Genomic DNA, 25,198 nt, shown 5'->3' on the forward strand with positions numbered 1-25,198 from the left:
GCACACCATGAGTGAAAGCATGCAGGGGGCCGTGGTTGGCCTGATCGTCGCCGCAGCCGTGCTGTACCTGCTGCGCCAGTATCTGCCGCGCCGCCGCAAGCCGCTGCCGGGTGTTGCGCCCAAGCAGGATGGCTGCGGGCGCTGCGGCAGCTGCAAGGGCGGTGGCTGCCACTAAGCTGGCTGGCTACGGCCAATACCCCCTGTTTGCCACGGCAAGCCGGGGGTGTTTTTTTGCCAGGCCTGCTAGCCGGCATGCCTGTCTGGGCCTTGTGCAGGGCGCGGCCCTGTCCTAGGCTCAGGATGATAGAAATTTTGGCCCGGAATAATGAAAAAAGCCTTGTTGGCCGCTGCACTGGCGGCGCTGTTGTTTCCTGCTGTTACCGTGGCGGCCACCTTCAAGGCGTATGCCGAGGTATTGCCCCCGCTTAACTTTGACGAAAACGGCCGCGTCGGCGGCTTTGCCAGCGAGCTGTTGCGGATGATGGCGGCAGACGCAGGCCACACGGTACAGCTGGAGCTAATGCCGTGGGTGCGCGCCTACCGTACGGTCAAGCAGCAGCCAGGCAGCGCGCTGTACAGCATTGTGCGCAACCCCGAGCGCGAGCAGCTGTTCCGCTGGGTAGGCCCCATCGCCCCGCGCCGTATCATGGTGTACACCTTGGCCACGCGTCCGGAGGTGGTGGTACGCAAACCCGCCGACCTGCTGCGTTACCGCCATGGCGTGTTGGCCGCATCCAGTGCTGCCAGCAGCTTGCAGCAGCTGGGTGTGCCTGCGGCGCAGCTGGAATATGGCCAAAGTGACGAGGTGAACCTGAAAAAGCTGTTGCTGGGGCGCGCTGATACGGTAGTGATGCTGGACTGGGCCATGCAGTGGCAACGCCAGCAACAGCAGCTAGACCCGGCGCGCATCCGCCCGCTGTGGACGCTGGATCAGCGCTACCAGTACTGGTTTGCCTTCAATAAAAATACCGATCCCGCTGTGCTGCGTAGCCTGCAGCAGGCGCTGGACCGTATCAAGGCCGACGGCCGCCTGGCGGCACTGCAGCGCCGTTACGGCGGCTAATCCCACGGTGCGCCGGCAAAGCGCGCCAGCAGAAAATCCAGCAGCGCCCGTACCGCCGGCGACAGGTGGCGGCGCGACGCGTACAGCGCGTAGATGGTCATCTGCGGTACGTCCCAGCCTGGCAATAACTGCTGTAGTTGGCCGCTGGCCAATAGCGGCGCCGCCAGATAGGTGGGCTGCAGCGCGATGCCGCCGCCGGCCAGTGCCGCGTGCAGCAGCACGGTGGCTTCATTAGCGGTAAAGCGCGTCGGTACGCTTACGGTTTGCCATTCGCCATCCCGGCCAAAGCGCCAGGTGCTGCGGCCAAAATTGGCGTAGCCCAGGCAGCGGTGCTGCGCCAGCTCGGCGGGGCTTTGCGGCCAACCCTCTGCTGCCAGGTAGGCCGGGCTGGCCACCAGCAGCGACTGGCAGCTGGCCAGCGGGCGGGCGATCAGCGCCGGGTCCGGCTCGCTGCTGATGCGGATGGCCAGGTCGATGCGTGCTTCTACCAGGTTCAGCGCCGCGTCGCCTACGTTCAGGTCTATCTTCAGCTGCGGGTGCAGCGCCAGAAAGTCGCTGATGGCGGCAGCCAGGTGGGCGTGGCCAAACGACATGCTGCTGGTCAGCCGTAGTTGGCCGCGCAGCGTGCCGTCCGGCGGGGCCACCTCGTCTGCCGTTTCTTCGGCCAGTGCTAGCATTTGCAGGCAGCGGCGCAGCGCCTGCTCGCCCGCATCGGTCAGCGTCACGCTGCGGGTGGTGCGTTGTAATAGGCGGGCGCCCAGCCATTGCTCCATTTCGGCCACATAGCGCGTGACCATGGCGCGCGACATGCCCAGCCGCTCGGCACTGGTGGTAAAGCTGCCGCTGGCGGCTACGTCGGCAAACACCTGCATGGCGGTGAGTCTGTCCATGATTTGCTCGATTAGTGCAACAAATATGCGCAGTTTATCGCGTTTATCTGCGCGGATTTAGAAATTATAGTGACGTCCATACCCGATGCACACCGCGGCAGTGTTTGCCGCCTCATTGAAAGGACTGACCATGATTCGCCAAACCCTGCTTGCTGCCTCTTTTGCCCTGGCCTTCGGCGCCGCCCACGCTGCCGAGCCGCTGAACCTGAAGGTGTACAACGCCGACGGCAACAGCTTCCACGCCAACGCCGTGGTAGTCAGCGGCAAGAGCGAGGCGGTGGTCATCGACACCGGCTTTACCCGCGCCGACGCCTACCGCATTGCGGCCAACGTGCTGGACAGCGGCAAAACCCTGAAAACCATCTTCATCAGCAACGCCGACCCCGACTACTACTTTGGCGCCGAAGTGCTGAAGCAGATCTTCCCGCAGGCCGAAGTGGTAACCACCGCCGCCGTGCGCGAGAAAATCAGCGCCAAGCTGGCGGGCAAGGTAGCGTTCTGGGGCCCGAAAATGGGTGCCAACGCCCCGGTAAAACCGGTACTGCCTACCGCACTGGCGGCTGACAAGCTGACCGTAGACGGCGAAGAAATTGCCATCCGTGGCACCCATGGCGTGCTGGCGCACCGCCCTTATGTGTGGATTCCGTCCATCCGCGCCATCGCCGGTAACGTGGCCGTGTTCGGCAAGCTGCACGTGTGGACTGCCGACACCCAACAGCCGGCCGAGCGCCAGGCCTGGGTTGCCCAGCTGGACGAAATGAAAGCCCTGAAACCGGCCGTAGTGGTACCTGGCCACATGCAGCCGGGCACCGCGCTGGATACCAGCGCCATCGACTACACCCGCCAGTACCTGCTGCGCTTTGACAGCGAAGCGGCCAAGGCCAAAACCGGTGCCGAGCTGATCGACGCCATGAAACGTGCCTACCCCGAAGCCGGCCTAGGCATTGCGCTGGATATCGGCGCCAAAGTGAACAAAGGCGAAATGAAATGGTAAGCGCCACCCTGCATTACTACTACGACCCGCTGTGCGGCTGGTGCTACGGCGCCGCGCCGCTCACCGCCGCCGCGGCCGCCATCCCCGGCCTGCGTGTGGTGCTGCATGCAGGTGGCATGATGAGCGGTGCCAATCGCCAGCCGGTGTCGCCCCAGCTGCGCAACTATGTCATGCCGCACGACCAGCGCATCCACGCGCTGACCGGCCAGCCGTTTGGCGATGCTTACTTTAACGGCCTGCTGCTGGATGGCAGCGCGGTGTTCGACAGCACGCCGCCCACGCTGGCGATTCTGGCGGCCGAGGCACTGGCTGGCCAGGGCCTGGCCATGCTGCACCGCATCCAGCAGGCGCATTACGCCGAAGGCCGCCGCATTGCCGATGCCGCCGTGCTGCAGGCACTGGCTGCAGAGCTGGAGCTGGACGACGCGGCCTTTGCCGCCGAATACCAGCGCCAAGCGGGCGAGTTTGATGCCCACGTTGGCCGCAGCCACCGTGATATGGCCGCCAACGGCTTGCGTGGTTTCCCCTCGCTACTGCTGGAGGTCAACGGCCAGCTGCAGCGGCTGGACATCTCGCCGTGGCTGGGCAAGCCCAGCGCGTTTGCCGGCCACTTGCAAACGCTGCTGGGCGGTGCCACCGCAGAGCAGGCCGCCGATGGCGCGTTCTGCACGCCGGAAGGCTGCCACTAAGCCTGCGGCCAACTAGTACAACACCCCGTCAGCCTGGCTGGCATTTTTTTGGTTAGGGGTTTGTTTCGTTGACCAGTGCTAGTGTGTCCGCTATGCGGACGATGCTTAAATGCCGGTTCCGCCCGGCAAACGGGAAAGGGGGCGGGTTGCCGCCCCCTTTTCATTCCCCCGCAACCCGGGGCTGCTCGAAACCCCGTGCAAAATGGCACACCCCAGGCGCCGCCGAACTCGCCCCTCGCTAACGGCTCGGGGCTCAAACAAATCGGCGTCTTAAAACCTGGGGCGCACCATTTTGACCGGCTCGCGCCAACGGGATGGGGTGCTTCATTCACGTGCTTTCACCTGATAGCGAAGCATACTCACCTAACTGGCTGGCATTGGGCTGGCGGGGTGTTTTTTTATGGGGTATGCCCAGCACTCTTACTGGCCGCTAAAACCGGCCAGCACATTTACGGTATTGCTACCGATGGCATCCACCATATAGCCGCCTTCCATCACAAACAGCGTCGGCAGGCCCAGTGCGCCCAGCATGGCGCCGATGCGGCTGTAGTGCTCGCTATCCAGCAGGAAATGGCTGATCGGGTCGTCCTTGAAGGTATCCACCCCCAGCGACACCACCAGCACGTCCGGGCGATAGGCTTGCAAGCGCTGGCAGGCGTGCGCTAGCGCCACCTGGTAGCCATCCCACGCCGTGCCGTGTGCTAGCGGCAGGTTCAGGTTGTAGCCCGCGCCATCGCCGCTGCCGGTTTCGTCTGCGTGGCCGCTGAAGTAGGGGTAGCTCACCAGCGGGTCGCCGTGCAGCGAGATGAACTGCACATCGCTGCGCTGGTAAAAGATGCTCTGCGTGCCGTTGCCGTGGTGGAAGTCGATATCCAGCACCGCCACCCGCGCCGCGCCGTGGTCGCGTGCGTACTGCGCGGCGATGGCGGCATTGTTCAGGTAGCAATAGCCGCCCATGTATTCGGCCGCCGCGTGGTGGCCAGGCGGGCGGCACAGCGCAAACGCCGCCTGCTCGCCGCCCAGCACGGCCTGCATGCCGCTCAGTGCCAGGTTGGCGCTGGCGCTGACCGCCGCCCAGGTACCGGGGGTAATGGCCACGCCGGCATCCATGGCATAAAAGCCCAGCTTGCCATCGATATGCTGCGGCTCGATATCGTGGCGCAGGTCGCGTACCGGCCACACCAGCGGCAGGGCGTGGTGCTGGTGGCCCAGTGCTTGCCACTCGTCCCAGGCTTGCTGCAAAAAGCGTACATAGCGCGCGCTGTGTACGCGGGCGTAGCAGCTGGCATCAAACGCCTGGCCGGGCAGCACGGTGCCCAGCTGGCTTTGCAATACGCGCTGCAAGATGGTGTCGGCGCGGCCTGGCTCCTCGAAACAGGGCATCAGGTGGCCGTCTTTCAGCTCGCTGCCGTGGTGCAGGCGGTGGGTGTCACTGTAAAAGGTCAGCATGGCGGGCTCCGCAGGGCAAAAGCCCAGTATCCGGCGCGGTGGCTGAAAATGCTTTGCTATCTGCCTGCGCCGTTTTGCATAATGGGCAAACTCTTTTCTATCTGGCGTGCATATGAGCGAAAAATTTGCCGACAAGGCATTGGATGAAACCGATTTGTCGCTATTGCGCCTGGTGCAGGCGGACGGCGCGTTGTCGGCCACCGCGCTGGCCGAGGCGCTGTCACTCAGCGTCACGCCGTGCTGGCGCCGGCTGAAACGGCTGCAGCAGGAAGGCTATGTGCGGGACTATCAGGCCAACCTGGACCGTCGCCGCCTGGGGCTGGACGTGCTGGCCTTTGTGCAGGTGCGCTTTGGCGTACACGGTGGCGAGCTGCCCAATGCCTTTGAGGCCGCCATGTGCCAGCACCCGCAGGTGCTGAGCTGCCACAAGATCACCGGGGACGCGGATTATCTGCTGCAGGTGGTGGCGCGCACGCTGGACGACTACAGCGTGTTTGTGGAAACCGTACTGCGCCAGACGCCAGGCGTGGTGTCCATTCATTCCAGCCTGGCGCTGCGCGAAATCAAGGCTGGCAGCCGCCTGCCGTTGTGAGGGCGGCAGGGTTGGCCGCAGGGGCTAGAACAGGTACTTGTAACCCAGGGTGGTGTCGTGCTGTGTGGTGTCGCCCTGGCGGCGCCACTGCGCGCCCAGCCATACGGTGTGCTGGCGGTTCAGATACAGCGACTGCCGGATGGCTAGCTGGCGATAGCCTTCATGGCTGTTCAGCTCGTTGCGGTGCCAGCTGTGCTGTAGCTGCGTTTTGCTGTTGAACACACCACGCAGAATCAGCCCGGCCTCCGCCTGTGCTTGCAGGTAAACCTGGCCGCTACGCATGCCGGGCCCGCCACCGGCCAGCAGGTACAGGTCGATATCGTCGTGCAGGCGGCGGGTAAGCCCGCCCATGGCAATAGCCGATGTGGCACGCGCCAGCTGCAGCTGCTTGCCGTACTGTGGCTGGTAGGCCAGGCGGAATTTGCCCGACAGGCCGCCGGTGGTGGGGTCGTAAGGTAGCAGGCTTTCCATGCCGTACAGCACAAAACTATCCAGCCTGGCGCGCTGGCCGTGCTGCGGTATCAGCAGGCTAGGGCTGAGTAGCTGCAGGCCATTTTCCCGCTGGTAGCTGCGATTGTCGTCTGCCAGCCAGTGTGACACGGGCAGGTAGCTTAGCAGCATGCCGTGCTGGCCATTGCGCTGTTGCCAGTTGATTGATATCTGGCTGTCGTCTGGGGCGTAGGCCGGGTCCAGGCGTGCATCGGCGGAGAGCTGCTGGCCGGCAAATTGCTGCTGACGGATGTTTGCCAGCTGGCGGTCGTTTTGCAGCCATTGGCTGCGCGTTAGCTGGCCTTGCAGATAGCTGTACTGGTTCAGGGCAGCTGCATGCTCCAGCTGCATATAGTGCTGTTCGTCGGCAGGGGTAAACAGGGCAGGGTTGATGCTATTGCTGTGCAGCGCCGCCTGGTTGGCCGCTAGTTGCCCTGCGGACAGTTGTTTGCCCAGGTTGCGCGTCATCCAGCGGCTGGGCGTAATGGTGCGCTGCTCGTCTATCAGCGCCGCCTCGTTTGCCACACGTACCAGGTCTTTGGGCGTTACCCAGCCTTTGCCTTGCTCCGGCAGCCGGCCTGACAGGGCCATGATGAAGCGTACGACGGTGGCACAGTTGTAGTCCTGAAAGAAATACCGCAGATCGCTTTGCTTGAGCTCTAGCAGGTGCAGGCGCACCAGCTCGCGCTGCCAGCTATCCAGTTTGAGGTCGTATTCCCACACATTGCGTTCTTCTTCATCGGTATAGCGGCTTTGCTGTTCCTGGTAGGGGGTCAGCGCAAAATAGCCCTGCTTGCCGGTAACCAGGCTATCGAAAAGTAATTTGGGCAGGTTGAACGTGTCGGCATCGGTATAGAAAGACACGGCGTGTGTCAGGGCTTGGCCCTGTGCATTCTGCCCTGACAGCTTGAGAAATGCGTGCCCCATCATGCTGGAAGGCTGGGTGAGTGTCTCGCTGACAAATATCAGGCTCAGCGTATCCATGGGCGCTTTGCTGCGGAAGTCTTGCACGTCCGGGCAGCTATCCAGTGGCAGGTCAGGCAGCGCCAGTTTTTGCTTCAGCCACCAGTAGCGTGCGGGAAAGCGGCATACCACGCCGGGCTGGCTGTACAGCGCTTCCAGCGTCAGGGCCATTTCGGCTGCAGTGGAAAAGCGGTCGTGGCTCAGCAGAAAAGTGGGGTCGGTGATATTGGCGTGCTGGTGTTGGCTATGCAGCAGTGCTTGCCAAACGGGGTTGGCCGGCAGCTGTTGCGCCAGTGCGGCCTGCATCCATGCCTGTGTGTCAGGTGTGGGGCTGGCCAGGGCGGTGTGGATGAAAAAAGCGGCGAAAACGCCGCTTTTAGCGATTGCTTGTAGAAAATTCATTATTTTTTGCAGCTAACCACAACGTTCTCGTTGTATTTCCACATTTTTTCGGTGGAGTAGTCAGTGGTGGAGCCGAATGGCCCGCCACTCAGGATGTTGACGAAAAACTTCGGATCAACCGATTTTTCGGCCACGGTTTCGCGGGCGCAGCCCTCGGTATCGGTAACAAAGATCTTGTTCTTGTTTTCGCGGGTAATGGAAACCACGCCCGGTGCGGTAAACGGCGTACCGTTAACGGAGCCCTTGATGGTGCTGCCGCTACTGCTGCTAACGTTCACCTGCTGGGTTTTTTCATTCAGGATCGAAGCACAGCCACTTAGGGTGGTGATGGCCAGTAGCATGCATGGAATAGCGTATTTCATGATTTTCCTTTGTAGAGTGATAGCCCTTATGGCTTGCATGTCATGTCGGGGCCGCTGACATGACAAATCATATTAATCAAATGATTTTAAGTAAGGCAATCATATGATTTAAAGAAACACCATTTCTATACGCGGCATGCCGGCTGCTTGCACAGTATTTTGCTGTGCTGCCATAGCCGTTACAGGCCGGGGCGCTGATGCAAAAAGCGACACGGCCAGTTACCGGCGATATTTGCGCACGATAACTGGCCGTCATGCCAAGGCATGCCTGGCGAGGGTTACTTCTTGCAGCTGATTACGATGTTTTCGTTGTACTTCCACATTTTTTCGGTGGAGTAGTCGGTGGTAGAGCCGAAAGCGCCACCGCTGAGGATGTTGATGAAGAATTTAGGATCCGGCGACTTTTCAGCCACGGTTTCGCGGGCGCAGCCTTCGGTGTCGGTGACAAAAATCTTGTTTTTGTTTTCGCGAGTCACGGTTACAACGCCCGGTGCAGTGAACGGTACGCCGTTTACGGTGCCCTTGATGGCGCTGCCGCTGCTGGTGCTAACGTTAACTTGTTGGGTCTTGTCGTTCAGGATGGAAGCGCAGCCACTCAGGGTTGCAACGGCGATCAGCATGCAAGGAATAGCAAATTTCATGTTTAGGCCTATGGAGTGCTTGTTGTTGTTTGTCCATGTCATGCCAGATGACATGGCGGCGCAATTCTAATGACGAATGCACTTTTTATGCAAGCACGGCAACGTTTCACCATTTTCCCTTAATCCAGCTTGCCCGTAGCGCGCAGGTGCGAGGTGTAGACATTATCTGCCACCAGCGCGCTGCCGCTGGCTACCGCCGCCAGCCAGTCCCCGGTAGCGGCTACGGCGGCGAAGCCGGTGTGCATCACGGTGCAGTACACGCGGTGGATTTCCTCGGCGCTGGCGCTGCCGGCGGCGTTGCGGTAGGGCAGGGCGCCGCTAGCGTCGTGCAGCAGCTCTACCTGGTAGCCGTCGTGGCTGGCGTGGATGATGGTGCTGGCGTCGCAGTTGTGGGTCATGTAGCCGCAGATGGTGAGCGTGTCGATGCCGCGTTCGCGCAGCCAGGCATCCAGCCCGGTGCCGGTAAAGCAGCTGGCGTGCTGTTTATCCAGCAGCAGCTGGTGCGGGCGGGCGGCGACTTCGGGGTGTAGCGCGGCACCGTGGCTGCCGTCGGCAAAGATGGGGCTGCCGGCTGGGGCAATGTGGCGTACCAGCACCACCGGTATGCCGGTCAGGTTGGCCGCATCCATGGCCTGCAGGATGCGTGGCAGGGTGTGTTCGCGTGGCGGGTAGCTGATGGGCAGCTGGCCGTCGAAATATTCGTTTTGTACATCGATAACGATCAGGGCGCGTTGTGGGGTGCTCATGGCGGGTTCCGTAGCGGGGTGGGGATGGCGCTAGTGTGCCGCTTTGCCTGCTGTAGCGTGAGTGGCCCGTATGACAATATGCGTTAATATCGGGCCATATGGTATGGCGGAGGCGCGGCATGAGCAGGCAGGTGGCAGTGGTGGCGTTTGACGGTATCAGCCCGTTTCATCTGGCGGTGCCGTGTGCGGTGTTTGGCGAGGCCCACGGTGCGGCGCTGGGCTACCGGCTGCAGGTGTGCAGCTGGGAAGCCGGGCCGCTGGCCAGTAGCGTAGGTTTCCAGCTGCTGGGCCTGGCGGGGCTGGATGGGCTGGCACAGGCCGATGTGGTGATCGTGCCCAGCTGGCGCAACGTGGACGAGTTGGCCGCACCCGCGCTGCTGCAGGCGCTGCGCGACGCCCACGCCCGCGGTGCGGTGGTGATGGGCTTGTGCCTGGGCGCCTACGTGCTGGCGCAGGCCGGGCTGCTGGATGGCCTGGCGGCCACCACGCACTGGGCCTTTGCCGATGACTTTGCCGCGCGCTTCCCCGCGGTGCAGGTGGCGCCGGATAGCCTGTATCTGGACGATGGCAGGGTGCTGACCTCGGCAGGTACGGCGGCGGCGCTGGATTGCTGCCTGCACTTGCTGCGCCAGCAGTGCGGTGCTGTGGCAGCAGGGCAGGTGGCGCGTTATCTGGTGACCCCACCGCACCGCCAGGGCGGGCAGGCGCAGTATATTGCCCAGCCGCTGCCGGATAATGCCCGCGATAGCCGGCTGGCTGGCCTGCTGGACGCGGTGCGCGCCAGCCTGCAGCAGCCGCATACACTGGACAGCCTGGCTGAGCGGGCGCTGATGAGCCGCCGTACCTTTACCCGCCATTTTCGCCAGCTCACCGGCAGTACGGTGCAGCAATGGCTGCTGGCCGAGCGCCTGGCGCGGGCGCAGCAGCTGCTGGAAACCACGCCGCTTACGGTAGAGGCCATCGCGCAGCAGGCCGGCTTTGGCAGCGCGCTGTCGCTACGGCAGCACTTTCGCCGCCGCTTTGGCGTGTCGCCAGGCGACTGGCGGCGCAGCTTTGCCGGCTAGATGCTGCAGGGTTGGCCGCAGCAGGCGGCCTGCGGGCTCAGGGCTGTACACGGCATACCTCTTCGGCGCCTTGCCATTCCCACACCACGGTGGCTTCGCCCTGGTGTTCCCATAGCCAGCTATTGCGGCCGGCGTAGCGCGTGCCGCTGGCGGCGGCTTGCTGGTACATCAGCTCGCTGCGGTCGCCGCGCTCGGCAATGAGCGTGGCTGGCTGCGTGGCGTAAAAGCGTACCTGCATATCGTTGGCCGCTTGGGCGCCGCACTGGTAGCGTGCGCTGGCCTGTATCGGTAGCAGCTGGTAGCGCGCTTGCAGCTCGGCAATGCGCAGCGTGTAGCTATCGTGCACGCAGGCGGCCAGATCGCTGGCTTTCCAGCAATCGTCACGCCCTTTCACCCAGCCGCGCTGTTCGGCTTTCAGCGTGGCTTGCAGCGTTTTGCCCGCCTTGCCCCGTGCCTGGCGATAAACCTGGGCCAGCTGGCGATCCAGCGCTGCCAGCGCGGGGGTGCTGCATACCTGTTTTGCCGCACTGCTGGCGGCCTGGTGGCAGGGGAAAGAGGGTGATGTGGTAGCCGCCAGCGCTGGCAGGGGGAGCAGGGGGAGCAGGATCAAACAGCGTAGTGCTTTCATGGTGACAATCTTTCAGGTGGCTTGTGCCTTGTTTATGCCAATAGTTGGCTGTTTATTTTATAAAAAGGTATTTAACTTTTCATTGTGGCTGTGTTCTTATAGAACTTGATGATTTGATGACGTGTCATACAAGCCCCGCATGACGCGCCAGCTAGGGAACAAGCATGAACGCAGCCAAGCGTATCAAGAAAATGATGGACGAGTCTGGCCAGTGCAGGCAGTTGGCGGTATTGAAGCAGCTGGCCCTGGCGCTGGAATTAAAGCTGCCATTCGAGTTGGCCGCGTTGGCGCAGCTGGATGCCAGCCACTTTCAGCTGGCCCAGCAGCTGCTGGCCGACTGGCATGGCCAGCACCATATCGATGCCCGCGGGCGGCTGATGGAGCGGCTACTGGCCGAAAACCCGGCGCTGATGCGCCCGGCACCCGCACAGGCTGCTACGGCGCAGCGCAGCGCACGGCGGCGCGCCACTGCAGTTGCCCAGAGCACCTAGGTACGCTGGGGCGGCCAAGCCCTAGCCAGCTGTTTGCGCCAGCGCGGCGCCGGCCTGCGGTGACAGGCGGCGGAATTGCAGCGTGGACAGCATGGCCAGCACGCCCATGACCAGAAAAGCCCACGAGAAATCACTGCTTTGCAGCACGCTATGCCCCTGCCAGCTGGCGATGCCTTGCAGGGCAAACGCCGCCAGTGTCACGCCCAGGCCAGAGGCTAGCTGCATGCCCACGCTGGATAGCGTGGACGCGTGGCTCATGTCCTGTTGGCGGATATCGGCAAAGGCCAGCGTGTTAAGGCTGGTGAACTGCAGCGAGCGCAAGCAGCCACCCAGCAGAAAGGTGAGCAGCATCAGCCAGTGCGGGCTGTGGGCGTCAAACAGGCCGTAAGCGGCAAACGATGCACCGCATAGCACGCTGTTGATCAGTAGCACGCGGCGAAAACCAAAGCGTGCCAGCACCCGGCTCACCATGGTCTTCATGAAAATGGCGCCAATGGCGGTGCTGCAGGTCAGCATGCCGGACTGGAACGGGGTGAGCCCGAAGCCCAGCTGCAACATCAGCGGCAGCAAAAACGGCGTAGAACCCATGCCGGCACGAAACAGAAAGCCCCCCAGCACGCTGGCGTTAAAGGTGGGGATGCGCAGCAGGCTCAGTTTCAGCACCGGGTGGCTGTGGCGGCGCGCGTAGGCGGGGTAGATGGCCAGCAGCAGCGCGCCGGTCAGCACCAGTGCGGTAGACCACGCTACCGACAGCATATGCTTGCCCTCGGTAGCCAGCCCCAGCATGGCCAAAGACAGCCCCAGGCCCGTGAGGGCAAAGCCTGCCCAGTCTAGCGGCGGCACGTGTTCGTCGCGCAGGTTGGCAATATAGCGGCCCGCCAGTATCAGCCCCAGCGCGGCAATGGGCAGGTTAATCAGGAAAATCCAGCGCCAGTGAAAATAAGTGCTGATAAAACCACCCAGTAGCGGCCCCAGCACCGGGCCCACCAGCGCCGGCATGGTGACATAGCCCATGGCGCGCACCAGGTCTGCTTTGGCCGTGCTGCGCAGGATCACCAGTTTGCCCACCGGCACCATCATCGCCCCGCCCATACCCTGAATAAAGCGCGCCGCCACAAAGCCCACCAGGCTGCTGCTCAAGGCACACAGCAGCGAGCCGGTGGCAAACACCACGATCGCCGCGCGAAATACACGCCGCGTGCCAAAGCGCTCGGCCATCCAGCCGCTGATGGGGATAAACACCGCCAGGCTCACCAGATAAGACGTTAGCGCCAGCTTCAGCGCAATCGGGTTCACCCCCAAGTCTTGCGCAATGGCCGGTAGCGAGGTGGAAATCACCGTGGCGTCCAGGTTTTCCATGAACAGCGCGGTAGCAATAATCAGCGGGGTCAGCAGGTGGCGCGGCAGGGTGGGCAGCATGGGTGTGGCCGTGTGCGGGTATGACGAAACACTGTAGCAGCTATCGCCCTGGCCATACATCAAACGGGGCGGAACACGCTGTTTTGGCGGCTATTGGCGCAACAACGCCCTGCTAGCGGCTGCCGGCAGGGCGTTAATCTTGCGGGTGCTGTGTTTTACAGCGCTTCCAGTGCCAGCAGTTCTTCTACCGTCTGGCGGCGGCGGATCAGGCGGTCGCTATCGCCATCTACCAGCACTTCGGCAATCAGCGGGCGGCTGTTGTAGTTGCTGGACATCGACGCGCCGTAGGCCCCGGTGTCGTGGAACACCAGCAAGTCGCCCACGTTGGCCGCAGGCAGGCTGCGCGGCAGTACCACGCCGCCGTCGCCCTGGGTGAACACGTCGCCCGATTCGCACAGCGGCCCGGCTACCACGCTGGGTTTTTCGCTACGCGCTACGCCGTCTTGCGGCACCACGGTGATGTGGTGATAGCTGCCGTACATGGACGGGCGCATCAGCTCGTTAAAGCCCGCGTCTACCAGCACAAAGTGGTTGCGGCCAGCGTCCTTGGTGGCGCGCACTTCGGCCAGCAGGTTGCCGGACTCGGCCACCAGGTAGCGGCCTGGCTCGATTTCCAGTGCCAGCGGGTGGCCCAGCAGCGCGGCGGCTTCGTGGCGGGCGGCGTCCCATAGGCCAAAGTAGTGCGCGGTATCCACGGTGGCGTCGCCATCACGGTAGGGGATGGACAAGCCGCCGCCGGCGGAAATGGCGTGCAGGTCGTGGCCGGCGTCTTTTACCTGGCGCACCAGGTTCACCATGGCGCCGCAGACTTCTTGCAGGTGGCCGTAATCCACGCCAGAGCCAATGTGCATGTGCAGGCCCACCAGCTGCAGGCGGTGCTGGCGAATCACCGCTAGCGCTGCCGGCAGGTCGCTATGCCAGATGCCGTGCTTGCTGTGCTCGCCGCCGGTATTGGTCTTGTTGCTGTGGCCGTGGCCAAAGCCGGGGTTGATGCGCAGCCATACGCGGTGGCCGGGGTGGGCGGCGCCCAGCTGCTGCAGCATGTCGATGGAGCCGGCGTTCACCGGAATATTGTGTTCCACCACCAGCGCCAGCGTGTCGCGGTCCAGCAGGTCGGCAGTAAACACGATGCCGGACGGCTCGCCCTGGGCGTCGTAGCCGGCGGCCAGCGCACGCAGGATCTCGCCACGCGATACCGCGTCTACCTTCACGCCCTGTTCGCGCATCAGGCGCAGGATGTGGGTGTTGCTGCAGGCTTTTTGCGCAAAGCGGATGGTGTCAAACGCGGCCAGCTCGGCAATGCGCTGGCGGATGGTGGCGGCGTCGTACGTCCACAGCGGGGTGCCGTAGCGGGCGGCCAGGCCGGCCAGGCGGGAAGTGTCGGGTGTTTGCATCGCTTTGTCCTGTTATGTGTGCCGTGGTGCGGCGTGTTGCCCTGCATCATGCCCGCTGCCGTGTATGCGGTAAAATGCTATTATTTTGCTAATCGATTCATTTTTGATATGAGGTGGGGCTTGGAAATCAGTCACCGTCACATCGAGGTATTCCGCGCCATCATGCTCAGCGGCAGCGTTACCGGTGCCGCCACGCTGCTGCGCACCTCGCAGCCCACCGTCAGCCGCGAGCTGGCGCGGTTGGAGCAGCTGCTGGGCTATGCGCTGTTCCAGCGCGACAAAGGCCGCCTGCAGGCCACGGCGCGGGCGCTGGCACTGTACGACGAGGTGCAGCGCGCCTATGTCGGCCTGGCCAGGGTAAGCGAAACCGCGGCCAACCTGGCGCGGCTGGACCAGGCACAGCTGGCGCTGGTGTGCCTGCCAGCCTTTGCCCATGCGCTGTTGCCGGCGGTGTGCCGCCGCCTGCACGCCGTAGCCGGGCAGGCGCGGGTAGCCATTACGCCGCAGGAATCGCCGCTGCTGGAAGAATGGCTCAGCGCGCAGCGCTTTGATATCGGCCTGACCGAGCACAGCGAAGCGCCGCCCGGCACCCGCCTGCAGGCAGTGCTGGAGGCCGACGAGCTGTGCGTGCTGCCCGAGGGTCACCCCTTATTGGCGCACAGCGTGCTCAGCCCGCAGCATTTTGCCGGCCAGCCCTTTGTCAGCCTGTCGCCGGACGACCGCTACCGCCGGCTGCTGGATGCGGTATTCGAGCAGGCCGGCGTGGGCCGCCAGCTACTGTGGGAAACGCACAGCGCGGTGTCGGTGTGCGCGCTGGTGCGCGAAGGGTTGGGCGTGGCCATTGTCAACCCGCTTACCGCGCTGGCCATGGCCGGTAGCGGCCTGCAGCTGCGCCGCTTTGCGGTGTCGGTGCCGTACCGTGTGAGCCTGGTGCAGCCGCTGTACCGCCCGCCAGCGCCGCTGACCGATACCTTTATCGACCTGCTGCAGCAAGAGGCTGCCAGCCTGCAGCAAAGGTTGGCCGCACTGTAGCGGCGGGCCGCAGGCGGCTGACACCGTACGCATCAAGGTGTGCGGTACCCGGCCAGGCCGGGTTGCGCCACGTAAGCCTTTGCATCAGCAAAGTTTCTGTTTGCAAGGCAAAGCCCGTTTGCGTGGCCAGCAGGCTTTGCCATCCATATCAGCTTGGCCGCACAGTAGCGGCCAACCCTTATCATGCGGCGGCTGCGTGCCGCCAGCGGGAGACACCATGCGCAAGATCGTCATCGCCCCCGATTCGTTCAAAGAGACCCTTAGCGCGCAGCAGGTGGCCGACATCATCGCCGCCGCGCTGGCGCCGCACCTGCCGCATACCCAGCTGCACACAGTGCCGGTGGCCGACGGCGGCGAAGGCACGCTGGATGCCCTGCTGGCCGCCACGGGTGGCCGCTATCACTATCTGCAAGCGAGCGGCCCGCTGGGTGCGCCGGTACAGGCCGCCTGGGGCATGCTGGGCGACGGCGAAACCGCCGTGGTAGAGATGGCCGCCGCCAGCGGCATTGCGCTGGTGCCGCGCGAGCAGCGCGACCCGCTACGCGCTTGCAGCTACGGTACCGGCCAGCTCATCCGCGCCGCGCTGGACCACGGCGCGCGGCGGCTGATCCTGGCCATAGGCGGCTCGGCCACCAACGACGGCGGCGCCGGCATGTTGGCCGCATTGGGCGCGCGGCTGCTAGACGCCGCGGGGCAAGCGCTGCCGCCGGGCGGCGCGGCGCTGGCCAAGCTGGCCACGCTAGACCTGTCCGCGCAGGACCCACGGCTGGCGCAGTGCCGCATCGATATTGCCTGCGACGTGCGCAACCCCTTGCTGGGCGAGCACGGCGCCAGCGCGGTATTCGGCCCGCAAAAAGGCGCCACGCCTGCCATGGTGGCGCAGCTGGACGCCGCGCTGGCGCGCTACGCCACCGTGCTGCACGCCACCACCGGCTGCGATGCGGCTAACTTGCCCGGCAGCGGTGCCGCCGGCGGCATGGGCGCGGCCGCGCTGGCGGTGCTGGGCGGGCGCATGCAGGCGGGCATCGAGCTGGTGCTGGAGGCGGCAGGGCTGGCCGCTGCGCTGCAGGGCGCCGACCTGGTCATTACCGGCGAAGGCCGGCTGGACGGGCAGAGCGCCTTTGGCAAAACGCCGGTGGGCGTGGCCACGCTGGCAGCACGCCATGGCGTACCCACTATTGCCATTGGTGGCGCGCTGGGCGACGGTGTAGAGGCGCTGCAGCAGCACCACATCCGCGCCGTGTTTGCCTGCGTGGACCGCATCACCACGCTGGATGCCGCGCTGGGCAACGCTGCGGCCAACCTGGCGCGCGTGGCGGGTAATGTGGGCGCGCTGCTGGCGCTGGGGCAGGGCGTGTCGTAAGCAACACAGCTTGCTGGCCATACAGCCAGGCAACGGTGGCAGGCGCTTGCCGCCATGGTGTTCAATTGTCATAGTGGACATATTGAATGCTTATGGTATTTGATATGTTCCGCCCACTGCAAAAAGCCGCCATGACCCTGCTGGGGCGCCTGAAATACTTTCGCGCCCCGCCAGTCATCGTGTTCGACCCGTCTACCTACCGTGTCAAAGGTGCCGACGTGCGCGAGCTGCTGGGCGTGCTGCAGCCGGGCGATATCCTGCTGCGCGCCTACGATGGCTACCTGGACAGCTGGTTTATCCGTAGCAGCTGGCCGCTAGGCACCGGCCAGCGCCGCAAAGGGCGCTTTACCCATGCCGCGCTGTACGTTGGCCGCATCGCGCAGCCAGACCGCCAGCACGCCGCCGCCGATATCAGCGGCTACGCCTGGGACCAGGACCGCCGCATCCCCGCCGCCGCACTGCCGGCACACCGCGAGGCCATGCGGGAACGCTTTTTTGATAGCGTGCTGCAGCCGCACAGCGATGGCAGCTGGCCCGATAACGCCATGGTGATTCACGCCATGGCGGAAGGCGTACAGATGGAAGACATCCTCAGCTTTTGCCGCTGCGACTACCTGCAGGTGCTGCGCCTGCCCGATACCTTTCAGGGCGTACCGCACACCGATGTCGCACCGGTTTTTGCGCTGCAGCCAGGCAGCGCCGAGCAGCGCCTGGCCAGCCAGCTACTGGCCGACCACACCCTGCAGCGCCACGAAGCCACCCGGCTGGCCTGCGCCGCCGCACTGGGCAAACTGGGCGCCGAGTACGACTTTGCCTGCAACGACGTGAAAGCCTTCCAGAGCTTTAGCTGCGCCGAGCTGGTGTTCTATTGCTACCGCGGCGTGGCGCAGTGGCTGGACATGCACCCGCGCCGGCACGGCTTTCTGGGCCTGTGGCCACGCCGGCTAACGGTCACGCCGGACGACTTTACCGAGACGCGGCTGCAGACGGTATGGCAAAGCAGGTCGCTGCGGGGGCTGGTTTAGGGGGCGGCGGTTGTGGATGCGGGTGACTTGCTGGGATATGCAAGTGGGGTGAGTTAAGGCCAATAGGCCGTGCCCATCCTACGTGTTGGGGTAGCGCATTAAGCTAGTCTGGGGCGGCAGTCCTGGCTGTGTGCGCACTTTCAAACATTCGCAGCGTTAATGGCATGTTAAAGCAGTAACATTTTTTATCACATCATGATAAAAATAAAATATGATTCGACAAATTTTATCGTTTTACGATTGGGATTTTTATGCTACTTGAGCAGCTTAGGGAGAACGATATTGGTAATACTGTGGCTTGGATACCTTCGTTAGGTCCTAATGCCATGACTTGCTTGACATATATGCAGTTCTCTCAGCTTGCATTCTATTACAGTGCGCAACAGCTGGAACAGCTTGAAATGTCAATCGACCAGATAAATCAGGGTAATGCTGTGCAGGCGACTGTTGGGTTGTGGTTTATGGCAATTGAGTCTTATATTAATTCTATTTTAAGGATATCCTGCTTAGTTAAAGATGTGTCGTTTGATGAAATAAAAAAGAAAGAATTGGATGCGCGTATAAAAATCTTATTTGACATGCTGGGTGTTGATAAAATTCCATTTTATTCCGGTCCTCTGCAGATGTTGGCAGATTTTAAAATGTATAGAAACGAATTGTTTCACGATCGGACGAACGATAAATCACTCGTATTTCACAAAACATCGTTTAGTGGCAATCCATTTTTTGCCAATCAAGTCGATGTAATGCAAGCTGTAGTTATAGCTATGCAGGTATTCAATTCCTTTAGATATGTTATTCCAAGGGTTGATCTGATGCCGCAAGTTGTCATAAGTAAAGAGAATTCTTTTTTCTACGAGAAATTGGATGTGTTATTTTCGAAATTGCTATGTCCATATTTTCAGGCGTGTTTGTTGAAGCACGCACTAACTTCTGATGTTGATTTGCATGTGGATGTTGCTTGCTTAAGTGAGAGTCCAATTTTTTTAAATGTCCCTGTTGAGATTTTGGTTAAGGCCGTTCCTGATGAGAAGTGCCATGTAGTGCCATCTCGAGAGAAAACTCGATTGGGTGAAGAGCTTTTTGGTCTCATTCGGCAAGGCGTTACTTTTGATACAGAGAATAATTTCAAAGATGCTAACTTTCATCGGTAGCAAGTGGATGCTGTCTTATTCGTCAAGTATCGCGCTTCAAGAGAATCCGTATGGTTTCTAGTGAGATACTTAGTAAACATTGGGCTTCGCTGCGCTCAGCCCAACTTACGCGCTGGCAAGCCGGCCCAGCTTCTCTTGTCAAACGTCTGGCGTCATAGGGCTAACACACCATGTCAAATCTCAAGATCTCGGAAATCAAGGCATTCGTCCCGTCGAAGGACTTTGCCCTTTCCAAACAGTTCTACCAGGACCTTGGTTTTACGATGGCTTCCGAGGGGGGCGGTGTGGCTTATTTCCACTTTGGGGGCGTGAGCTTTTTACTGCAGGATTTCTGTGCTGAATCGTTCGCTGAAAACTTCATGATGCACATCCTGGTAGAAGATGTGGGTGCCTGGTGGCAGCAGGTCCACGAAAGTGGTGTCCTTGAAAAGTACGGGGTCAAGCTTACCGAGCTGGAAGATCAGCCTTGGCAGATGCGTGATTTCTGTCTTTACGACCCATCCGGTGTTCTTTGGCGGATTGGCCAGAACATCGATTGAATTGGTACGACAGCAAGTAGGGTGGGCACGCTGCGCTTTGCCCACCCTGTGTGCTGAATGAAATGAAACCCAACGCTTACCGCGTTCTCCAGGCAAGTGACAGGGCTTGCAGCGAGATACATGGTAAATGTTGGGCGTCGCTGCGCTCAACTCAAGCTACGTGTTGGCCAAGCAAGGCCAGCAGCAATGCCTCTTTCCCGCCACCCCACACCTGCCTTGGCCAAAAAACCAGCGAGGCTAGCGGCCCCGCTATTTACGCAGATCCAAACGCGCTTTATCCGTACTAGCCCTCCGACAACAGCGCAGCAGCAGGCTTACAGCAGCGGGGTGTTGTCCGGCTCGCTGTCCAGCAGCTGCGGGTTGGCCGCCTGGCGGCGCTGGTAGTGGTCACACCAGCTCAGGTAGTCGTCTATCGGCATGGGTTTGCTGTAGTAGTAGCCCTGGCCGATATCGCAGCCCAGCAGCCACAGCTGCTGCATGGTTTCCTGGTCTTCTATGCCTTCTGCCACCACGCTCAGGCCCAGGTGGTGCGCCAGGTCGATGGTGGATTCCACAATGGCCATGTCGCCGCGGTCTTCTACCAGGTGGCGGATAAAGCGCTGGTCGATTTTCAGCTCTTGCACCGGCAGCAGCTTCAGGTAGCCCAGCGAGGAGAAACCGGTGCCGTAGTCGTCTATGGCCAGCCGTATGCCCAGCGCCACGATGTCGCGCAGGATGGCCAGGCCTTTTTCCGGCGCCGTCAGCATCAGGCTTTCGGTGACCTCCAGCCGTACCAGTGCCGGGTTGATGCCGGTTTCCTGCAGCAGCTGGCGCAGCATGGGCAGCAGCTCGGGGTCGAACAGGCTGCGTACCGACAGGTTTACCGATACCGCCACGCCGGGGAAGTCTGCCTGCCATAAGGCGCACTGGCGCAGCGCTTCGCGGATGGTCCAGCGGGTCAGCGGCTTGATCAGGCCGGAGCTTTCGGCAATGGGGATGAATTCCAGCGGCGAGATAAAGCCTTCTTCCGGGTCGAACCAGCGTGCCAGCGCTTCGGCTGCCACCAGTTTGCCGGTACGGATATTGATCAGCGGCTGAAAGTGCTGGGTCAGCTGGTTTTGCGCCATGGCGTCGCGCAGGCGGCCAAAGCGGTAGTGGTAGCGTACAAAGGCTTCGTCCTGGCTGGCGTCGTACATGGTGGCCGGTACGCCATGTTGCAGGGCTTGCAGCATGGACTGCTCGGCTTTGTGCAGCAGCACTTCGGCGCTGCTGCCGTGGTGCGGGTAGGTGGCAATGCCGGCGGTGTAGTCGATGTGTACCGGGAAGCCGCGTATTTCAAAATCCAGGTTGTAGCTGCCTACCATGCGCGTGGTGTTGTCCAGGTTGAATTGCGGTTTGCGCATGGGGAAAACCAGCAGCATTTCCTCGCGGGCGATGCGCCCCAGCTTGCCGCCTTCACCGAGTAGCTGTTGCAAGGTGGCGCTGATGGCCTGCATCAGCTCGTTGGTGGCATCGTTGCCGATGATGTTGCTGATCTCGGGCAGGCGGGACAGCCGCATGGCAATCACCAGCAAGCCACCCTGGCGGGCCTGGGCCTGGCCGATTTCTTCTTGCAGTACCGGCAGGATGCGGGTGCGGTTGGGCAGCTTGGTAACCGGGTCATGCAGCGCCAGAAACTGCAGCTGGTCCAGGTAGTGCTGGGCGGTGGCGGTATTGGCCAGTACGCCTTCGTGCAGTTTTTCCTGAAAACGGCTGCGCAGCAGGTTGAAGCAGGCGGCAATCACCGATACAAACAGCAGCGACGACAGATAGTGCGGTATCTGCACCGGGTCGTAGGGGTAGGCCAGCGCGGTGCCACGCAGCGCCAGCAGCAGCACGCCGACCTCCAGCAAAAACAGGCTGCTCCATAGCCAGCCCTTGCGCTGGCCTTTGATGAAAAATGCCATGAAAGGAAAGCTGTACGCCCAGAACAGGCCGGTGCCGCCCACGCCGCCTACCACCACCAGTGCGCCAAATACCACGATGCCGCACAGCATCAGCAGGTTTTCTGCCCAGCGCAAATGTTGGCCGCGCCGCGCCAGGCGGATGGCAGGCAGCAACAGCAGCACGGCGCTGGCTGCTTCTATGGCGCCCAGTAGCGGGTAGGGGGCTAGCAGGGTATTGAACAGCGCAAAGAGAATCGCTACCACAAAGCCGATGGGGGCGATGGTCAGTACGTTATCCCGGCGCTCTTGCTGGCCCAGAATTTCCTTGCTGCCTTGCCCCAGCAGGCTGGAAAAAAAGTGCCACAGCTTGGGCGCGTGTTGTTCGGGTGTGTTGGGCATGGCGGGCTTGGCGTTGGTAGGCAGAGCAGTATGGGCTTGTGTGGAATTTTCTCATGCCATCGGGCATGTGTGTGTTTTATAGACACAGATATGCATGCTTTGTGCATGGCGGGTGGCTTGCTACCGCAGCGATCGCTGCTATTCGATATTAACCATGAGCTTTTTATGTTAGTACCTACAATGTTATTTATCGATTCGTAGGAATGGCCCCTATGCTGCGCGCTGTATTGCTCTGGTGCTGCCTGTGCGTTGCTCACCCCGCATGGGCCATGTCTGTGGTGTTTATCAACCCTGGGCATGCTAATGAAACCTATTGGTTCACCGCTAGCCGCTGCATGCAGGCTGCGGCAGAGGACCTGGGTATTTCGCTGCGCGTAGAGTACGCCGCGCGCAACTACAAGCTGGCGCTAGAGCACACCCGTACGCTGGCTAGCCTGCCTGCAGGGCAGCGGCCGGATTATGTAGTGCTGAGTAATGAATTTGGCACGGCGGCGGAGATGGTTCGCACGCTGAGTGCCGCCGGCATCAAGACTTTTCTGGCCTTTAGTGGCCGTGGCACGGGGGCGGCGGGTGCCGAGCTGGGCAAGCCACGGCAAAAGTACCCCCTATGGCTGGGCTCGCTGGAGCCGCGTGCGCAAGATGCGGGCTACCTTACCGGCCAGGCCTTGATTGCCCAGGCACGCCAGGCACAGGTGCCACGCATAGGCGGCAAAATGCCCATGCTGGTAATTGGCGGCGACCGCAGTACGCCTACGTCGGTTTTCCGTTTGCAGGGTTTGTACCAGGCGGTGCGCGACGCGGGCGATGTGGTGGTGGTGCAGGAAGTGATGGCCGCATGGGACCGCCAGCGTGCAGCGCGCCAGGCCAGCTGGCTGTACCGCCGCCACCCGCAAGCCCGCATGGTGTGGGCCGGTAGCGACCAGATGGCCATGGGGGCGATGGCCCAGTGGCGCGCCCGCGGTGGCCAGCCAGGCCGGGACGCGTTTTTCAGCGGCATCAATACCTCGCCAGAGGCACTGCAAAACCTGAGCGATGGCAGCCTGGCCACACTGGCCGGCGGCCATTTTGTGACCGGTGCGTGGGCGCTGGTGATGCTGTACGACTACGAGCACGGCAAGGATTTTGCCAACGAGGGGCTGGAGCTGCAGCGGCCGCTGTTTGTCCGCTTTGACGCCGCCATGGCGCAGCGCTACCTGAAGGCGTACAGCGATGCCGATTTCAGCCGGGTGGATTTTGCCAGCTACAGCAAGGTGAAGAATCCCGCTATCCAGCGTTACCGTTTCAGTTTTCAGGCCTTGCTGCCCTAGGCGTGTCAGCGCCTGTCAGCCTGCCTGGGTGCCGGCTGCCGCCGCCAGGCGCTTTATGCGGCCGGGCTGGCGCTGTCGCTAAAATGACACGCCATCCATTGTTGTATCTCTTCCACAAACAGCCTCACCTTCAGCGCGTTGCGCCGTGCCGCCGGGTACACCGCGTACACGTGGTCGCGCCCGAAGCTCTCGCCCGTGCAGTGGTAATCGGCAAAAACCTGCAGCAGTTTTCCGGCCCTGATGTGGTGCAAAGCGCTCCAGCGCGGGCAGGGCAAGATACCCTGGCCGGCGCAGGCCGCGTCCAGCAGCAGATCGAAGTTATCCGAACGGATACGCCCCTGTGGTTCCACCCGCAGGCTGTGGCCATCGCGGGCAAAAAACCATGCCGGGTTCAGCAGCGGGTGGCGGTACACCAGGCAGCGGTGTGCTGCCAGGTCGGCCGGGCTGTGCAGGGGTGGCGCGCTGGCCAGGTAGGCCGGCGAGGCGCACACCATCACGCGGTTGTCGCCGATGACCTTGGCAATCTGGCCTGGCAGGTCGTGGTGGCCCAGGCGTAGTGCCAGGTCGTAGTTTTCGGCCACCAGGTCTACGTAGCGGTCTGCCAGGCTGATATCCAGCTCCACCTCGGGGTAGCGCTGCATGAATGCAGGGCAAAAGCCCGATAGCACGGCGCGGCCAAACGATAGCGGCGCGGTAATGCGCAGCACGCCGCGTGGCTCGCCATCCAGCTCGCGCAGGCGCTGGCCCACCCGCCCCAGCTGCTGCATGGCTTCGCTGGCGGTTTCCAGATAAATGCGGCCAGCTTCGGTCAGCGCCACCTGGCGCGTGCTGCGCGTCAGCAGCCGGGTGCCCAGCGACGCCTCCAGCGCGTTGAGCGCTTTGGTCATGGCCGACGGGCTTTTGCCCAGTTTTAGTGCGGCGCGTGACAGGCTGCCGGTTTCTGCCACCGCGATAAAGGCTTGTATCGCCTGAAATGTATCCATCAGTTTTTCCATTCGGGAAAAAAAGAACTGCCTGCCACGTACTTTATCCTGCCGCGCACTTGCGCTCATGATGTTTTCACCGACGCACGCATTTGTGCTTACCACACCAGGGAGAGTGCCATGAAAATCACCGTGAAAGCCCTTGCCATCTGTATTGCGGCTGCTTGTGTGCCACCGTTGGCCCAGGCAGCCGGTACCTTGAACATCTACAACTGGGGCGAATACTTTGCCCCCGACACTGTTGCCGGATTCGAAAAAGAAACCGGCATCAAAGTGCGGCTGGATGTGTACGACAGCAACGAAGTGCTCCAGACCAAACTGCTGGCCGGCGGCAGTGGCTACGACCTGGTGTTTCCGTCCAACGATTTCCTGACGCGCCAGATCCAGAGCGGGGTGTACCAGAAGCTGGACAAGCGCAAGCTGCCCAACCTGAAAAACCTGGACCCGGCCTTTGTGCCCAAAGTCAGCAGCGTGGACCCCGGCATGCAGTACAGCGTGCCGTATATGTGGGGCACCACGGCCATTGGCTACAACGTGGACAAAGTGAAGAAAGCGCTGGGCGGCCAGCTGCCGGCCAATAGCTACGACCTGCTGTTCAAGCCCGAGGTGCTGGCCAAGCTGCAAGGCTGCAATGTGGCCTATAACGACGCCGGCAGCGTGATGCTGCCCATGGCCATGCGCTACCTGGGGCTGGACCCCAACAGCACCAGCGCCAAGGACTACGACGCCGCCTACGCCGTGCTGGCCAAAGCCCGCCCCTACGTGAAGCGCCTGATCGCCACCCCGGTGATGAACGACCTGGCTAATGGCGAGGTGTGCGTCAGCACCGGTTACTCCGGCGCGGTATTGGTGGCCAAGCTGCGCGCCAAGCAGAACAAAAACGGCCAGAACATCGCCTACACCATTCCGCAGCAGGGCGCGCCCATGTGGTTTGACAGTATGGTGATCCCCAAAGACGCCAAGAACGTTGATAACGCCCACCTGTTCATCAACTACCTGCTACGCCCGGACGTGATCGCCAATATCAGCAACGCGGTGATGTACCCCAGCCCCAATGCCCAGGCCGCCAAGCTGATGAGCAAAGACCTGACAGGCGACCCCATGATCTACCCCGACGCCGCCCGCATGAAAACCTTCTGGGTACAGCGCCCGCTAGAGCCCGCCGTGCAGCGCATCCAGACCCGGCTGTGGCAAAAATTCAAGACCGGCCGCTAGG

At 62.1% G+C, this 25,198-nt stretch carries 25 protein-coding genes; 14 read left to right on the forward strand and 11 right to left on the reverse strand.

All coding sequences use genetic code 11. The features are described 5' to 3' along the window. Positions 1 to 7 precede the first annotated feature (7 nt). Both FLQ44_RS02215 and FLQ44_RS02220 read left to right on the forward strand, forming a co-directional pair. The gene (locus tag FLQ44_RS02215; RefSeq protein WP_147692850.1) at positions 8 to 175 is read left to right on the forward strand and encodes a FeoB-associated Cys-rich membrane protein; all 168 of its coding nucleotides are present in this window, start codon (positions 8 to 10) and stop codon (positions 173 to 175) included. Positions 176 to 325: 150 nt separating this feature from the next. Further along, on the forward strand, positions 326 to 1,063 hold the full coding sequence (locus FLQ44_RS02220; protein ID WP_206208625.1) for a substrate-binding periplasmic protein: 738 nt from the start codon (positions 326 to 328) through the stop codon (positions 1,061 to 1,063). Here the strand turns inward: FLQ44_RS02220 and FLQ44_RS02225 are convergent. Further along, positions 1,060 to 1,953, reverse strand: a complete 894-nt coding sequence (locus tag FLQ44_RS02225; protein ID WP_147692851.1) for a LysR family transcriptional regulator — start codon at positions 1,951 to 1,953, stop codon at positions 1,060 to 1,062. The genes FLQ44_RS02220 and FLQ44_RS02225 overlap by 4 nt on opposite strands. Before the next feature lie 130 nt (positions 1,954 to 2,083). On the opposite strand from FLQ44_RS02225, the gene FLQ44_RS02230 reads away from it, so the two are divergent. After that, a complete protein-coding gene (locus FLQ44_RS02230; protein WP_147692852.1) occupies positions 2,084 to 2,947 on the forward strand; it encodes an MBL fold metallo-hydrolase in 864 nt (287 codons plus the stop codon). After that, positions 2,941 to 3,636, forward strand: coding sequence for a DsbA family protein (locus FLQ44_RS02235; protein WP_147692853.1), 696 nt, complete (start codon positions 2,941 to 2,943; stop codon positions 3,634 to 3,636). Before FLQ44_RS02230 ends, FLQ44_RS02235 begins: the two co-directional genes overlap by 7 nt. A gap of 420 nt (positions 3,637 to 4,056) precedes the next feature. Here the strand turns inward: FLQ44_RS02235 and FLQ44_RS02240 are convergent, their stop codons facing one another. Beyond that, entirely contained in the window at positions 4,057 to 5,085 is a 1,029-nt protein-coding gene (locus tag FLQ44_RS02240) for a histone deacetylase family protein (RefSeq protein WP_147692854.1), read from the reverse strand. 112 nt (positions 5,086 to 5,197) lie between these two features. Here FLQ44_RS02240 and FLQ44_RS02245 point away from each other — a divergent pair, with 112 nt between their 5' ends. Next, positions 5,198 to 5,677: an Lrp/AsnC family transcriptional regulator gene (locus FLQ44_RS02245; RefSeq protein WP_147692855.1), complete on the forward strand. Its 480-nt coding sequence runs from the start codon at positions 5,198 to 5,200 to the stop codon at positions 5,675 to 5,677. A 24-nt stretch (positions 5,678 to 5,701) separates the two neighbouring features. On the opposite strand, the gene FLQ44_RS02250 is transcribed toward FLQ44_RS02245, so the two are convergent. From FLQ44_RS02250 to FLQ44_RS02265, 4 genes are all read right to left on the reverse strand, one after another. Then, positions 5,702 to 7,531 (reverse strand): lipoprotein N-acyltransferase Lnb domain-containing protein, encoded by a 1,830-nt coding sequence (locus FLQ44_RS02250; protein WP_147692856.1) that lies wholly within the window; start codon positions 7,529 to 7,531, stop codon positions 5,702 to 5,704. After that, positions 7,531 to 7,893, reverse strand: a complete 363-nt coding sequence (locus FLQ44_RS02255) for an adenosine deaminase (RefSeq protein ID WP_147692857.1) — start codon at positions 7,891 to 7,893, stop codon at positions 7,531 to 7,533. Before FLQ44_RS02255 ends, FLQ44_RS02250 begins: the two co-directional genes overlap by 1 nt. A 278-nt stretch (positions 7,894 to 8,171) precedes the next feature. Then, on the reverse strand, positions 8,172 to 8,588 hold the full coding sequence (locus FLQ44_RS02260) for a hypothetical protein (protein WP_206208626.1): 417 nt from the start codon (positions 8,586 to 8,588) through the stop codon (positions 8,172 to 8,174). 65 nt (positions 8,589 to 8,653) lie between these two features. Further along, positions 8,654 to 9,280 carry a cysteine hydrolase family protein gene (locus FLQ44_RS02265; RefSeq protein ID WP_147692859.1) on the reverse strand — a complete coding sequence of 209 codons (627 nt, stop codon included), beginning with the start codon at positions 9,278 to 9,280 and terminating at the stop codon, positions 8,654 to 8,656. A gap of 119 nt (positions 9,281 to 9,399) precedes the next feature. Here FLQ44_RS02265 and FLQ44_RS02270 point away from each other — a divergent pair, with 119 nt between their 5' ends. Next, the gene (locus FLQ44_RS02270; protein ID WP_147692860.1) at positions 9,400 to 10,344 is read left to right on the forward strand and encodes a GlxA family transcriptional regulator; all 945 of its coding nucleotides are present in this window, start codon (positions 9,400 to 9,402) and stop codon (positions 10,342 to 10,344) included. Between the two features lie 37 nt (positions 10,345 to 10,381). Here FLQ44_RS02270 and FLQ44_RS02275 read toward each other — a convergent pair whose 3' ends face one another. Then, the gene (locus tag FLQ44_RS02275) at positions 10,382 to 10,972 is read right to left on the reverse strand and encodes an MliC family protein (RefSeq protein WP_147692861.1); all 591 of its coding nucleotides are present in this window, start codon (positions 10,970 to 10,972) and stop codon (positions 10,382 to 10,384) included. Positions 10,973 to 11,136: 164 nt separating this feature from the next. Here FLQ44_RS02275 and FLQ44_RS02280 point away from each other — a divergent pair, with 164 nt between their 5' ends. Beyond that, positions 11,137 to 11,463 (forward strand): hypothetical protein, encoded by a 327-nt coding sequence (locus FLQ44_RS02280; RefSeq protein WP_147692862.1) that lies wholly within the window; start codon positions 11,137 to 11,139, stop codon positions 11,461 to 11,463. Between the two features lie 21 nt (positions 11,464 to 11,484). Here FLQ44_RS02280 and FLQ44_RS02285 read toward each other — a convergent pair whose 3' ends face one another. Beyond that, complete coding sequence (locus tag FLQ44_RS02285; protein ID WP_147692863.1) at positions 11,485 to 12,882, reverse strand: MFS transporter; 1,398 nt, start codon at positions 12,880 to 12,882, stop codon at positions 11,485 to 11,487. Between the two features lie 155 nt (positions 12,883 to 13,037). Further along, a complete protein-coding gene (lysA, locus tag FLQ44_RS02290) occupies positions 13,038 to 14,276 on the reverse strand; it encodes a diaminopimelate decarboxylase (RefSeq protein ID WP_147692864.1) in 1,239 nt (412 codons plus the stop codon). A 120-nt stretch (positions 14,277 to 14,396) separates the two neighbouring features. Between lysA and FLQ44_RS02295 the strand changes: the two genes are divergently transcribed. The 5 genes from FLQ44_RS02295 to FLQ44_RS02315 all read left to right on the forward strand — a co-directional run bounded on the left by FLQ44_RS02295 (position 14,397) and on the right by FLQ44_RS02315 (position 19,389). Then, positions 14,397 to 15,308, forward strand: a complete 912-nt coding sequence (locus tag FLQ44_RS02295) for a LysR family transcriptional regulator (RefSeq protein ID WP_170252722.1) — start codon at positions 14,397 to 14,399, stop codon at positions 15,306 to 15,308. A 217-nt stretch (positions 15,309 to 15,525) separates the two neighbouring features. Beyond that, positions 15,526 to 16,671: a glycerate kinase gene (locus FLQ44_RS02300; protein WP_147692866.1), complete on the forward strand. Its 1,146-nt coding sequence runs from the start codon at positions 15,526 to 15,528 to the stop codon at positions 16,669 to 16,671. Between the two features lie 86 nt (positions 16,672 to 16,757). Next, entirely contained in the window at positions 16,758 to 17,696 is a 939-nt protein-coding gene (locus FLQ44_RS02305; RefSeq protein WP_147692867.1) for a hypothetical protein, read from the forward strand. A 251-nt stretch (positions 17,697 to 17,947) separates the two neighbouring features. After that, complete coding sequence (locus tag FLQ44_RS02310; protein ID WP_147692868.1) at positions 17,948 to 18,850, forward strand: hypothetical protein; 903 nt, start codon at positions 17,948 to 17,950, stop codon at positions 18,848 to 18,850. 170 nt (positions 18,851 to 19,020) lie between these two features. After that, a complete protein-coding gene (locus FLQ44_RS02315) occupies positions 19,021 to 19,389 on the forward strand; it encodes a VOC family protein (RefSeq protein WP_147692869.1) in 369 nt (122 codons plus the stop codon). A 314-nt stretch (positions 19,390 to 19,703) separates the two neighbouring features. On the opposite strand, the gene FLQ44_RS02320 is transcribed toward FLQ44_RS02315, so the two are convergent. After that, positions 19,704 to 21,692 carry a putative bifunctional diguanylate cyclase/phosphodiesterase gene (locus FLQ44_RS02320; protein ID WP_147692870.1) on the reverse strand — a complete coding sequence of 663 codons (1,989 nt, stop codon included), beginning with the start codon at positions 21,690 to 21,692 and terminating at the stop codon, positions 19,704 to 19,706. 269 nt (positions 21,693 to 21,961) lie between these two features. Here FLQ44_RS02320 and FLQ44_RS02325 point away from each other — a divergent pair, with 269 nt between their 5' ends. Beyond that, positions 21,962 to 22,999, forward strand: coding sequence for an ABC transporter substrate-binding protein (locus FLQ44_RS02325; protein ID WP_206208627.1), 1,038 nt, complete (start codon positions 21,962 to 21,964; stop codon positions 22,997 to 22,999). Between the two features lie 53 nt (positions 23,000 to 23,052). On the opposite strand, the gene FLQ44_RS02330 is transcribed toward FLQ44_RS02325, so the two are convergent. Then, positions 23,053 to 23,982, reverse strand: coding sequence for a LysR family transcriptional regulator (locus FLQ44_RS02330; protein ID WP_170252723.1), 930 nt, complete (start codon positions 23,980 to 23,982; stop codon positions 23,053 to 23,055). 120 nt (positions 23,983 to 24,102) lie between these two features. On the opposite strand from FLQ44_RS02330, the gene FLQ44_RS02335 reads away from it, so the two are divergent. Further along, on the forward strand, positions 24,103 to 25,197 hold the full coding sequence (locus FLQ44_RS02335; protein WP_170252724.1) for a polyamine ABC transporter substrate-binding protein: 1,095 nt from the start codon (positions 24,103 to 24,105) through the stop codon (positions 25,195 to 25,197). The last annotated feature ends 1 nt before the right edge of the window (position 25,198 follow it).

Origin of the sequence: Vogesella mureinivorans, from assembly GCF_007644035.1 — a bacterium.
Taxonomy (GTDB): domain Bacteria; phylum Pseudomonadota; class Gammaproteobacteria; order Burkholderiales; family Chromobacteriaceae; genus Vogesella; species Vogesella mureinivorans.